We start from the raw sequence: 12926 nt of genomic DNA on the forward strand, positions 1-12926 counted from the left end.
GTTGTCTTATTGAGTGAAAAACCTATCGACCGAATACCTCCCCGCCCCTGCAAAAAAAATAGTAGCATAAGGCAACAAATAAAGCAAAGCATGTTCTTTTTCGCTCAGTGGTTCGTGGGCATGCATCAAAAACGCAACCACCAAAAAATGAATGATTTCGATAGCCGCCGCTACCCGCGTCAGCAAGCCCAACATGACCAAAATAGGGGCAATCACCTCCCCTAGCACGGCCAAAGCGTGCGACAACCTAGCACCCACGTGCAGCGGATCGGGAAAATCAGACGCGCCCTCTAAAAACGTGAGGAATTTGTCATAGCCGTGGGTCAATAAAAGCAAAGAGACTCCTATTCTCAAAATCAGTAATCCCAAATCGGTGTAATTTTTGGGGGAAGAAGGTTTGAAAAAATAAAGCATATCTCACAGAATTTGTTGTAACAGCAAAAGTAAGAAGAATCCGCATCCTATTCTAGGCATTGGTGGTACGGTCATCTTGACCGTGACTTATTCTAGTGGATAAGCCTCCTCAACACGCGCCCTCAACGGTAGCTTTGGAAGGATACGCGTTTTTGTTGGAAGCAAAAAGACACCTTCGTCAATCGCGGGGGCTTAGTAGAATTTCGTAATTTGGAGGCTGAAGAAAAAGACTTCCATTTGCTCCGTCAAGTATTTGGGGAGGTAGTGGAATCGCGGAAAAACAAACAGAATAGCAAACACCCTTTCCAGAAAACCTTAAAACCACCTTTTTAAATGCCACAATTTCGCACAACTTTAAAGAAAGGACTCCCAATCTTCTACATTGGGATTCTTTCCATCACTTTAGTAGATTCCGTCTGCTCCATTATTTCACGAGTGTATGATATCCAATACTCTTCTTTTTACCCTCTATCCTACACCATTTACATTCTAATCCCCTTTTTTATATCGCTGAAAACAAACAAAAGAACCGCCGTCATCTATGCAGCTCTACTAGGCGCGTTTGATGCAACTATTGGCTGGACTATCTCCATGCTTTTAAAAGCAAAAGCATCTATTATGAATTTCGAACTAACGCCTACTGTGTGGATTTACGCTATTGTGAGTATGATGGCCATATGTGCTTTACTTGGATTTTTGGGAGCACTTGCCGCATGGATTTTTAAGAAATTAAGACCACAGTTGTAACATTATAGCGTTGTAACATTGACTTTTCCCTTGATTTACCTACATGTAAAATGAAAGAAATTAACATCAATGATAAAGAAAGAACCCCTCTCAAAAGGGCAAAAAAGACATCTGGTAAAAATAAGCCAACTCTTTTCGGTCTAGCGTGGGAAGGGAGTTTTGATTTTATCCCTTCACTCATTGCCAGTGTCATACTATTAGGAACAGTGTATATTAATTCCTATTATTTTTTTGGATATGGATTTAGAGTCGGAACATACCTAGAAATTAGCGAAATATTACTCTTATCTTTTGTAGATTTAGGGGGTGTTTTTGATGAGACAATACTTCTTATACTTATGGTCACTTTGCCATTTTACTTTTTTGCAAAAAGAATTAATGGTTCATTATTAATTGTAAAAACAGGAATTTTAGTGATTGCGACAGAGTACCTAATTGCATATTTATTAACGACAACACACCTTAAATCAAAAGTAAATTTGACAAGTGGAAACTATGCTACTTTTATATATTTACTAATTATCAGTTTTTTGCTATATTATATTTTTACTTTTATAAGACCTGTTTTAGAAAAAATACAAGCAAAGATTGACTTGTTCTATATGCCCTATTCTGTACTTTGTTTTCTAACAATTGTCTCAATCAAAAATTATAGTGATATAAATATCCTACACAACACTTATAAATCTAAAATCGTAACCGATAAAGACACTCTAATATCCGACTCTTCCTTTTATTATGTAGGAAAAACCAAGAACTATGTATTTATGTGGAGCGCTAGGGATACAGCCATGACTGTTATCCCCATGAGTGATATTAAAAAGTTGGTTATACATAATACTTTACCTGATAAAAAGCCAACGCCAAAACCTAAGAATAAAAAAATATTGCCTTCTATGGCCATAAAAAATGACTCTTCAAAAACGCTAAAAAAATAAAAAATCAAGAAAAACGCTTTTTTAGTCCGTTGTGCTAGGAGATATTTACACTATCAAACAATACACACAACTATTTGATAATCAATTTTTAACGTAAACATTCTAAGCAAAATGGAACAACAAAGCTAGTGGGATAAGTTTGTTTTGAAATAGTAGCTTTCCTGCTTTTTAAGTCTTATTAACTTATTGGGCAATGAGTTAATAAGACTTTGATTCGTGAGAGAGCACTAAAAGACATTTTAGTAACTATTTCTGAAAGTTTTTAATGTCGAAGATTGTCTTGTGAAAAGTCCGTTTTTTTGAGCCGGTAAATTTGGATGGAAATTATCAGGCAAAGTCGTCATTGACACCTTTTAGGTATCCTATATCAATCCTACTTGCTTTCTTGCTTTCTTACGCGTCCATTTTATGGCAGACACTCTGATTTTTTCAAAAGTATCAGGGATTACAATGCGAATTTTACAGGTTTAATATTTCAATTAACATATTCGTACTTCTTTAATTGATATATTTCCTCAATAGTAAGGTAGCCAATACTAATCGTTTGGTCTAAATTGTATACAGAAGAGGGATAAATTTCATAAAATTTTCGCTGAGTATCGAGGATACTATTTATTGTATTTAACTTTTCAATCAGACTTATGTCGAAATAATCTCCCTCTATTGTTACTTCCAATTGGTAAACATATCCATTAAGTACCAGTTCTAAGATATTTGTATCCATATCTTTTTCTATTATACTATACGAGAAGGGGGTCAATTTTAACAATTTAGAAAGGGTCTCTTTATAGTCACTCGAAACGACAAAACCTTCTATGTCAAAGCTTGTATAAAATTTTGTTTTAATAATCTTATCTAAAGATTTTCTCTTTTTTGGCCTCACTTTTATTGGAAACCAATAGAAATTTTGAGCAACATTTTCACCCATTGATTTAATTATTGTTTTTTTACCCAACATCAAGCCACTTTTTGCTTCTAACAATTCGCCCTTTATATTCACAAAGAATTCCTTAAAATCATTGTGTATAATTTTAGGGGATTTGTTGTCATCAATGCTGTAGTAATACAAAGTGTATTTATTGTTATTAGGTACAATAAACAAGCTATGAAAATCTTCTTGAAAATTGATGTTAGTGCCGTTTTTGGCAATTACAGTTATCAGTTCACAATTTGTGAACTGAGGATGATTAATTTTTATACTATTCTGCACCTCTCTTGTCCTCATTTTTATATTCAAAGGACCTTCGCTATCATCTAATCGTAGAAGGATGCAAGTCGAAAGCCATGAGTTAACTTCCTCCAAGTTAAAAATAAAATAACATTTAACCTGTTCAGTTTTAAGAGAAGAATATTGATTTAAAATGACTGAGAACCAACTAGGAAGCATGTATATCAATAAATTATTATAGAAAATCTTTAATTAAAACATAAAAGGCTATATTGCCTTTAAATAAATAAGCTTTATTTTTATTCATTCTACTCTAAAGAGTATTGTATTCATCATAAAATTCATTATTGAACGGATTGAATCACCCTTTCATAGCTTGACACTAACCGTGTAAAGTTATAAAAGGGAGCAAAGCGTGGCAAACTAAATTAGTCAACAGCGGTCTAAAAATTCAGTTCTTTTTACTCTCACAATCACACCTCAACTTGGGGTGTGATTTTTATTTTATTATGGCAAAGAAACTAGGAATTGGAAAACTAAAACGGGTACTCAAGATAGATGAAGACCGCTTGGACATATATCTCAAGTACTAGGGCCGCGAATTGAAACAAAGGATTCTTCGACTTCAGCTCCACAAACTCGACCCGCTTGAATACACCAAGGACATTTTTACTACTATATTTTGCAAGGTTGCGTAGTTTCGCCACTTTAAAAACATAAAGCCTGTAAGTTTTTGGCTTACAGGCTTTTCAATTGTCGGGATGGCGAGATTCGAACTCACGACCCCTTGCACCCCATACAAGTACACTACCTGGCTGTGCTACATCCCGAACGTGGGTGCAAAAGTAGTTTTTTTTTCAATAGAGTCAACAAATCATGGTAAAAATAATGGGTTTATTCTACAAAATGATTTACGGCTGCGTAAGCATCGCACTTTCTTTTTCCAAAAACGCTCGGAATCGTTCGCGCATCAATCGGTGATATTCAATCAGTTGCTGGGCTTCTTCCGTGACCACCGCCCCTCCTCCCTTCTCTCCTCCTGTTTGGGTAAGCACAAGCGGTTTTTGAGCTTGAGCATTAAGAGAGCTTACCATCTCCCACGCTTTTTTGTACGACATGCCCATTTCTTTGGCAGCTTTGTTGATAGAGCCTGTATTGGAGATTCGTTCGAGGAGCTCTACCCTACCCGGCCCTAAAAATCTACCTTCTTTACTTTCAATCCAGAGGGTACCAGCAACCCGAAAATCTAGTTCTTTGAGTATTTGTGTGATTGTGTTACTATTCATGCAAAAAAAATTTAATTTCAAATGTACTGATAATCAGTCACTAAAAAATTATTTTCAAAAAAAATTCATTCAGCTATTGACACGAACGAAAATAAACGTACCTTTGCACCACGTTTCACCCACGCAGCGAACAATGGAACCAGCCGGCCCGTTCGTCTAGCGGTTAGGACACGACCCTTTCACGGTTGAAACAGGGGTTCGATTCCCCTACGGGTCACAGAATCGCACTAAGACGTGATGAAGCCACTTAAACCCTGCTGAAAAGCAGGGTTTTCTGTTTTTATAGCCTGTACAAACTACTAATTTTCAGCCATTTCAGTAGTTTGCTCACAGTTTCGCTCACAGTATGATTTTTCTTGCTCACACTCCTAACCTGACCTGTGTCACGGCCTTCACCAAATACACAGGTTTTATGTTTACAAAAAAAAAATGGAGGTTCGCTTCTTCCTTAGAGGTAAGGAATCCGCTCGTTCCAATGAGCAATGTGCTATCTATGCACAAATTGAAGTAGCAGGCTATAAAAGGGGAACTGCTTTCTCTATCAATCTCAAAATTCCTCCTCGTTATTGGCAGCCCGATGACGCTGACTCTCCCGTCAACCCTTCTTACTACCGTGCTGCCCACATCAATGCCAAACTCCGTGAAATGAGAACTACTTTGGCTGACTACCAAACGGCACTTACCGTTATGCAACAAGAGTGTAGCCCCAACACTCTAAAACAACTTTGGCAAAATGGAGGATTTAAAGCAAAACCAACTCCCTCCTTATTAGATACGTTATCACAACTTATTCAGTCAAAACGCTCCAAGGGACGCAAAGAGGCAACATTAACCACTTATCAAACACGACGCCAAAACATTGAAACCTTCTTAAAAGAAAAGTATTCATTGAATTTGCTAGTTTCACAGGTTAAATATCGACACTGCGAACGGCTGGAAGAATGGATGTTTGCACAAACTTTAGATGGAAAACCTCGTTTTTGTCGCAACAACATTAACAAGCATATAACCCTCATTAATCAAATACTAGATTTTGCTGTCAATGAAGAATACATAACTCATAACCCTATCGGGCGCCTTGATTTGACCTACGATAAGGCTAAACCTCCTGTATATCTACTTCCTGACCAAAGACAACGATTGATTAATTGTCCTATCAAAAGCCTTGAAAAAGAAAAAGACGTTGCTGTATTTTTGTTCTCTACAGGATTGAGCTATACTGATTTTCTTTCCCTTTCAGACTATCATTTACTTAGAGTTCCAAGCGGAGAAATGTTCATAAAAAAACAAAGGGATAAATCTGAAATTTATTCTATTATTCCTTTGCTTCGAGATGCTTTCGCAATAATCCAAAAGTACGGAAGTGTTGAATCCATACCACGTCCAGACATAAGCGATTTAAACAAAGACCTGAAAGTACTTGCTGAAGTTACGAATATTGAATACCGATTAAGTACCTCTGATTTTCGAGACACCTTCGCGTGTATGATGGAAAACGAGTACATGGTTGAAACACGAACTCTAATGTTTATGATGGGACATACCAATGAAAGACAACTCACCAATTATTCAGCAGTGATGCCCGCTCGTATTTTATACGAACTAAAAAAACAACAACCAAACCCGACACCGCTGAACCTTGAGATTTTCAATCAATTGGTTTCTCAGTATCTATAACTTTGCCAAATCACTGATAATTAAACATATAAATATATCAACTTATGAAAAACTCTACATTATACTATCCTTTATATCTATCCTAAAAATTACCATTTACTCAATTTATAATTCTTATACGTGACTTTTAAATATCTCATAAGTCCATTCTTAAAAGACTATCCAATGAAAAAAAAATTACTATTTCTATTGTTCATTTCTTTCTTTAGTCAGGCTCAACGTACCTTACCCTATCCAATTATTTTTGTGCATGGATGGGTAGGAAGCGATTCTACTTGGTATGGAATGGGCGACTTTCTTAAAGGACATGGCATATCTGTAAGCCTTGACAACATCGCTAGAAGAGGCGGATATGGTAGCCGTTTAGACTTTCATTTAAATGCTGATGGAAACAACGCTGCTGCTTATTTAGATAGAGCAGGCGGCCCCTCTTATTATGGAGACGTCTATGATTATAATTCGTATGTTAACCCCGAAAATGACATTTTTTTTGTCAATTTTGATAATGATATAATTCCTCCCCTAGCTACTAGCAAAAGGCTTAGTAATCAAGCTGCTATTGTAAAACAAGGATTTGCAGTAGGTCTGGCCGTTAAGAAGGTATTGAATGCGACCAAAGCCTCCAAAGTGATTTTGGTAGGGCATAGTATGGGAGGGTTAGCAATTCGTGAATACCTCCAAAACTCCGTCAACTGGCTTTTAGGGGACGGTCAGCATCATATCGCTAAGCTGGTTACAATTGGGACGCCCAATAGAGGAAGTAATTCTACTTCGGGAGGATTAGTAATCATAAATGGTTTAGTGGAATGGTCAGAAGCGGTTAGAGACCTCCGATACCCTGCCAGTTATACTTCTCCCAATGTAGTTAAAGGTGTTTATCTGTATGGTGGTGACGAAAAAAACATTGACAGGCTAGGGAATGAATATTACAATAGTGATGTAAACTGTGATGGGTCATTAGGGTATGTTCAAGGACTAAATCAAAAAAGTTTTCCAGCCTCTGTAGCTTATAGTTGCGTAGTGGGTACAGGATCTTTTATTTCAGGTTTGAGCCCAGGAGATGGCGTGGTAGAAGGTTCCAGAGCTTCCTTGTTTAATTTGGATTTTGAGCTACAAGGAGACTATTTTGAAATAAACAAAACAGAAGAAGAGGCAACGGCATATCAATATTATTCACCTACTGATAAAAATCCCTTATTTGGTTTATGGCATGGGAAACTCACTAAACAACGCTTCATCAATACTTATGCCCTTGACGAGCCTTCCAGAGGTGATCTAGCTTTTAGCATAGAGGTGGGTAAAGAGTACAGAGGTTTCTTTACACCTCCCACTGTAGAAAGTAAGAAAAATTTACCCGTAGAATATCATAGGTTAGATATGGACACCTATAAAGTTTTTATAGATAAACCGGGTGTATTGACTGTTAATATAGCTGCAAATAGTTATTCAGGTGTTCAGTTATCACTTTATAATCAAAATTGGTCTGGTTCTCCTGCGGCCGTAGCTAACAGAGAGCTTAAATACAGAATTCCTAGTCAAGGCACTTATTATATTACAATCCACGGCAATTCAGGAACTGGAAGTGCTTTAGGGGAGTTAAATCCTTATACTTTTAAGACTTCCTTTTGTCCATTGGAATTACCTTTCATTACGGCTAATGGTAATACTACTCTTTGCGAAGGGCAAGCCCTTATTTTAAGTACAGATGCTAGTTTTGAAGATTATCGTTGGTACAAAAATGGAGTTCAACTACCCACTAATAGCCCTCAGATAACTACTGCTAAAAACCAATTAACAGTATCTGAAAGTGGTATTTACAAGGTTGAAGCAATGAAATGTGGTATATGGCTTAATCCTGATAATGGGCTAACAATACAGGTGAATCCACTTCCTGCAAAGCCTATCATTGTCAAAGAAGAACAACCTGATAAATTTATCTTAGCTTCCAGTAGTGAACAAGGGAATCAGTGGTTTCTAAACGGTAAACCAATTAATGGGGCTACTTCTAAGACTTACATTCCCGATGCCCTTGGAGTATATTCTGTAACGACTACTCAGAACAATTGTAGTAATCAGTCTGAGGCAATTACCATAAAAATTGATAAACCTATCATCACATACAACGGTAGCCTTGCTTTTTTTGAAGGGGATAGCTTGGCGATTTCGGGGCCTGATGGGTTTTCAAGTTATGATTGGCAAAACAATGGACAATCGCTCAACTTAAACCAAAGAAAATTATCAGTCAAAAAATCAGGTAACTACCGATTAGCGGTAGGGCGGGGGAAATTGTTTAGTGATTTTTCAGATGTGGTTACTGTGACCGTAAACCCTATCCTTGCGGTGGATATACCTACTTCTGTAAATGTCTATCCTAATCCCAACCGAGGCAGGTTTTGGATTGATGCAGCAGATGAAGGAAATTGGCAGTATCAAATATTCAATTTGGAAGGCAAGACCTTATTGAATGAGAAAACCTCTTCAAGGAAAGTTTTAGTTAATTTTAAAGCAACACAAGGCTTATACTTCCTTAAAATCATTACCAATGAAGGAGCTAAAACTACTAAGCTTATCCTTGAATGATAATATAAATCAAGTTTGCTATCATTTTAAAAGCTAAAAAAATCGGTGCCAATTTGATTCTCTATTCTGGTGTTTTTTCAGTATAGTCGTATTCTGTCTTGAATAATTCAACTTCTTCTCTTGCAATTACAACGTCAATGTTAGTAATTACTGCTTCATCTATTATTGGCGTTGTCTCTATTATAGCTTTCAGGTTACTCTCAAGCCACTCTGAATTCCAAATTTGTAACGCTGGATTATTAACCTTTTGGCATAGTCCTTCAAAATACTGCTTAGATCTATCAAGTTTAATAGTAATTCTTTGAAGCCAAATTTGTATATGACCTGTATTTGGTATTTTTTCAAATCTTTTATAGATAAGATTTAAGATTTCGTCCTTCTCATTAATAGTTGAAATTAGAGATAATAGTTTACTTAAGATTGCAGAAGCAATAGGATAAACTCTTGGGTTTTTATACATTATATCGACTAAGATACTTATCAATACTTTTAGATTTTGGTTTGTTTGTATAATAGTCTTAATACGGTTGTAAAACTTGTCTAATGCTTTTGATAAGCTTCCTGAATTTGGGTGCTCCTCTGCAAGTTTATAGATGATTAATAAATGTTCCTGAAGTCCTTTTGCGCCTCTTTTTGAGTAAACCCAATACAACTTATCTGGTTTAATTGAATTTTTTATGACGTTTGTTGTTACGATTGTTTTTTGTGCGTTCAATCGCATACCAAGTTCAATCAAAATTTCGGTAAGCAATTTTGTGATATGCTCGGCTGTTTGAGGATTATTTGAAAAAATACGATAATCATCTCGATATCTGAGTATTTCATAGTCCTGCAAGTTGGCTTCATTAATTTTTTTAGAGAGTTCCAAATCTGCATACCCGAGAATCATTTCAGCAATAAAGTTCATCAGTACACTTCCTTGTGGTATTCCGTTAGTTTGTCCGTAGGCCATATCTCGCAAAAGCTTATCTATTACATTACCAACTAAAATTGAGTCATTTCTTTTTGCTTTTGCAATTGGTTTAGTATGCAAAGCCCAAGGAACGGAATGAGTGTAAATTGAGCCATAACAGTCTGCAATGTCACTATGTAGTACATATTCATATTTCAATGCTAACTCTAATGACTGTTGTTCAATCGCTTGCCACCATTGGTTAATTGAAGTTGCACGGTCTGATTGGTGGGTGTCAGAAACTAGAGGAATACTATAACATCTTATTTTTGGATTACTCCGAAAATTTTCAAAACTTGCTATAATTGTATACCAATTTGCCTCTTCAGTTATCTTGTTAACAAGAGAAACATAAAGTGCTGGGTGTATTAACTGCAACGGTCGCCAAGCAAATTTCCCATCTTTGTTATTTAGAAACTTGTAATTTACATTTTCAAAGACAGAAGGGGAATGCTTTTTGAGGCGCTGTTCTTCATTTATGTAAGTTGCGTAAAAAGTTTCTATTGGCTTTCCCTGAATATAATCTGAAACTTTTTGTAATAAATTTTCAAAAACAAAGTATGTGGGCAAGTCAAAAGTTAAATAGCTTTCTTTTTTGAGAAAAAAATACCTTGCGTCTATATGATTAAGTTCTAATACTGTTGCCATTTTACTTGATTGAATTTGTTTCGTATTACTTTATAAGCTTTTTTACAACAAGATATAGATAAAATACATTGATGCACTTTATTTGAAGATTGCTTGACTTTTCAAAAATAATTACTTTTAAATCAAATTCTACCGAAGTTTCAAGAAAATGATAGCAAAAACTTTTTACTGGGATAAATGATATGTAAATATGGATTAAAATTTGCTATCAAAAACCTTAAATCCCCCTCACCAAAGCCCTAAACTCATCACTAACCGCCCCTGAATCGTTTTTCATGGTCATAATGACGGCGTAGGCATTGTTGTTTCGATTGACCCATGCCCTCATGCCAAAAGCTCCCGTGGACATGGTTTCTTTAAATTCAGGATAGACCCATGTACCAAGGCCGTATTGGGTTGAACCTGCTTGCAGCTTTTCAAGCTCCTTTACGGCATCAGCCGATAACACTTTTTCCCCTAGATACTGCCCATTGTCGCGAATCATTTCCATGAGGTGCGAAAAATCGTTGAGTGAGCTTTGCGCCCCTTTGCCCGTATCGGGGTTGTCGGAAAATCGGTCAAAGAAGGTGTTTTTCATATCGCATTTATTGGCGATGCGTTCCTTAAATATCGCCTCCCACTTTTGGCCAGTGACGGCCTCCGCCGCATGGGCAATGAATTTGTAGGACGAACTGCTATAATGATTGGGATAGGAAAAATTGCTAAACGGATTCTCTTCTACTATTTTTCTTACGGCTTGTTCTAAGGTAAGGCTTTGAGTACTGTCCCAAACAGAATCGGCCACAATGGGGGTTTGGTGAGCTAAGATTTGCCGTAAGGTGACGTCTTGATAAATAGGATAACCCTGCAACCAAGTCAGGTACTTAGATAACTTCTCATCAAGGCTAAGCAAGTCGGCATCCACCAACGACAAGATAGTAACAGACGTAAGTAGCTTGGAACCTGAGGCAATCCCAATGGCCGTTTCAGGGTCGTTGTCATTTTTCAGATATTGATATTCCCTATCTCCTTTCGATACATACACCATGAGGGTATCCCCATAAGCTATTGAATTAGTATTGAGGAAATCATCAAATTTTTGGACGATGTCCGGCGAAAAGGGTTGTTTGGGAACAATCGTTTTTTTACCAGTAGCATCAGTTGAAGGATTTGTTTTGTCCTTTTGGTTCCATAGCAGGTAAGCGATTGCCCCACCTAAGCCTACAATCGCAGAACCAATCAAGATTCGATTTTTTGTTTTCTTTTTCATAAAAATAAAATTTGATAGCAAAATGAGCGGTCGACCGGATCTTAGAGCCAGGCGTTGAGCTTGATTTTGCTATCATTTTTTAATGGCCGCTTTTCAGCTCCGTCGCTCATCAGCTCTAGGTCGACTTCAAATTGATAGCAAAATCTAATTATCTCCTTGGCGAACCTGTGGTTTCGGTCGAACCATTGACGGTACTAGAAGTTGGCTTTTTTTCTTCGGTTTTTGAGGATGCTTCAGCATCGTCATTGGCGGCGGTGGTGTTAGTACTGGGATTAACACTACTGTCGGTGGTGATTTTTCGGGCAAGGAAAAAAATAGCCACTACCGAGGCTACGGCGGCGAGTCCTACTACGATTATTTTTTTTGAGTTCATGATTTTAATTGCTCAAGTACCACCTTAGGAGGCGATACGATATCTACTTTCTAACCAATAACACGACGATGAAAACCCCTCCCAACACCAACGCTATCAATGCGTACCGCCATTTGGTGCGATAGTGGCCAAGGTCAGTATTGGACTCTTCCAGTTCTTTTTGAGTGCTTGTCAATCTTTCTTTCAGGCTGTGATTTTCAACCATGAGGTTTTCACCCTCCTGACGGTAGAGTTGGGCTTTTTCGGCCTCCGCCGCTAGTTTTTCGAGCTTAGTTCTTTCGATGGGGATTGTTGCTTTTTGGGCTTGTGAGCTTGTCAATCCGATGAAGCAATTCATCATCAGGCATAGAACGGTATACAGAATCAATGCGGCTTTTTTCATAGCTGTAAAAAATTTGATTGTGAGTATTCATGATAGAATCTTGGGTGAGCTTCCACCCTCGTATTTCTTGCAAGATTTGGCGGTTGCTCACGCATGAAGTGAGCCATAAGCTCACCGCCATCATAAGAATGATAGGTACTTTGTCTTTCAAGACTTTGAGGAGTTTGACAAGGGTCTTGTCTGACCAGCCTAAACCCGTAATGGCTAGACCAAAGCAGATAAGCGCTAGGAAAACCCGTGAGGCTTCTGAAAGGTCGTCCGACCATTTCAAAACCCATAAGCCTACGGCGGCGAAGCCAATGCCAATAAGGGTCGTAAGGGGATTGGAAAATACGCGGTCTGATAGATTTTTCATGGTAGTGGGTGGATTAAGGTTGAATAGCTCCGTAGTTTTTCCAAGTGCCGGGCGTACCGCCATTGACGCACACGCCACCGACGTAACCGCTCGAAACAGGATTGGTAAAAATGCACCTATCGCCTTGCACAAAACTCCCGATAGTGGGTAGTCCTGT

At 37.6% G+C, this 12926-nt stretch carries 12 protein-coding genes and 2 tRNA genes; 5 read left to right on the plus strand and 9 right to left on the minus strand.

The window, feature by feature from the left end; translation table 11 throughout:
• Positions 1-6: 6 nt before the first annotated feature.
• Positions 7-414 (minus strand): DoxX family protein, encoded by a 408-nt coding sequence (locus G563_RS0120810; RefSeq protein ID WP_028667005.1) that lies wholly within the window; start codon positions 412-414, stop codon positions 7-9.
• A 333-nt stretch (positions 415-747) separates the two neighbouring features.
• Here G563_RS0120810 and G563_RS0120815 point away from each other — a divergent pair, with 333 nt between their 5' ends.
• Positions 748-1161 carry a hypothetical protein gene (locus tag G563_RS0120815; protein WP_028667006.1) on the plus strand — a complete coding sequence of 138 codons (414 nt, stop codon included), beginning with the start codon at positions 748-750 and terminating at the stop codon, positions 1159-1161.
• A gap of 50 nt (positions 1162-1211) precedes the next feature.
• Entirely contained in the window at positions 1212-2099 is an 888-nt protein-coding gene (locus tag G563_RS0120820) for a hypothetical protein (protein ID WP_028667007.1), read from the plus strand.
• A 475-nt stretch (positions 2100-2574) separates the two neighbouring features.
• Here G563_RS0120820 and G563_RS0120825 read toward each other — a convergent pair whose 3' ends face one another.
• The 3 genes from G563_RS0120825 to G563_RS35450 all read right to left on the minus strand — a co-directional run bounded on the left by G563_RS0120825 (position 2575) and on the right by G563_RS35450 (position 4553).
• The gene (locus G563_RS0120825) at positions 2575-3486 is read right to left on the minus strand and encodes a hypothetical protein (RefSeq protein ID WP_028667008.1); all 912 of its coding nucleotides are present in this window, start codon (positions 3484-3486) and stop codon (positions 2575-2577) included.
• Between the two features lie 537 nt (positions 3487-4023).
• A tRNA-Pro gene (locus tag G563_RS0120835) sits at positions 4024-4097 on the minus strand.
• A gap of 81 nt (positions 4098-4178) precedes the next feature.
• On the minus strand, positions 4179-4553 hold the full coding sequence (locus G563_RS35450; RefSeq protein ID WP_051211105.1) for a winged helix-turn-helix domain-containing protein: 375 nt from the start codon (positions 4551-4553) through the stop codon (positions 4179-4181).
• Between the two features lie 145 nt (positions 4554-4698).
• Here G563_RS35450 and G563_RS0120850 point away from each other — a divergent pair.
• The 3 genes from G563_RS0120850 to G563_RS0120860 all read left to right on the plus strand — a co-directional run bounded on the left by G563_RS0120850 (position 4699) and on the right by G563_RS0120860 (position 8810).
• Positions 4699-4770: transfer RNA gene (locus G563_RS0120850), tRNA-Glu, on the plus strand.
• Positions 4771-4982: 212 nt separating this feature from the next.
• Positions 4983-6230: a tyrosine-type recombinase/integrase gene (locus tag G563_RS0120855; RefSeq protein WP_028667009.1), complete on the plus strand. Its 1248-nt coding sequence runs from the start codon at positions 4983-4985 to the stop codon at positions 6228-6230.
• 165 nt (positions 6231-6395) lie between these two features.
• Positions 6396-8810, plus strand: a complete 2415-nt coding sequence (locus G563_RS0120860; RefSeq protein WP_028667010.1) for an alpha/beta fold hydrolase — start codon at positions 6396-6398, stop codon at positions 8808-8810.
• A gap of 61 nt (positions 8811-8871) precedes the next feature.
• Here the strand turns inward: G563_RS0120860 and G563_RS0120865 are convergent, their stop codons facing one another.
• The 5 genes from G563_RS0120865 to G563_RS0120885 all read right to left on the minus strand — a co-directional run bounded on the left by G563_RS0120865 (position 8872) and on the right by G563_RS0120885 (position 12769).
• Complete coding sequence (locus tag G563_RS0120865) at positions 8872-10410, minus strand: RNA-directed DNA polymerase (protein WP_084650930.1); 1539 nt, start codon at positions 10408-10410, stop codon at positions 8872-8874.
• Between the two features lie 217 nt (positions 10411-10627).
• Positions 10628-11659, minus strand: a complete 1032-nt coding sequence (locus G563_RS0120870; protein WP_028667012.1) for a serine hydrolase domain-containing protein — start codon at positions 11657-11659, stop codon at positions 10628-10630.
• A gap of 148 nt (positions 11660-11807) precedes the next feature.
• The gene (locus tag G563_RS0120875) at positions 11808-12032 is read right to left on the minus strand and encodes a hypothetical protein (protein WP_028667013.1); all 225 of its coding nucleotides are present in this window, start codon (positions 12030-12032) and stop codon (positions 11808-11810) included.
• A 43-nt stretch (positions 12033-12075) separates the two neighbouring features.
• On the minus strand, positions 12076-12372 hold the full coding sequence (locus G563_RS0120880) for a hypothetical protein (RefSeq protein WP_211235298.1): 297 nt from the start codon (positions 12370-12372) through the stop codon (positions 12076-12078).
• Positions 12302-12769, minus strand: coding sequence for a hypothetical protein (locus tag G563_RS0120885; protein WP_157585513.1), 468 nt, complete (start codon positions 12767-12769; stop codon positions 12302-12304). Before G563_RS0120885 ends, G563_RS0120880 begins: the two co-directional genes overlap by 71 nt.
• Positions 12770-12926 lie beyond the last annotated feature (157 nt).

Origin of the sequence: Runella zeae DSM 19591, assembly GCF_000423565.1 — a bacterium.
Taxonomy (GTDB): Bacteria; Bacteroidota; Bacteroidia; order Cytophagales; family Spirosomataceae; genus Runella; species Runella zeae.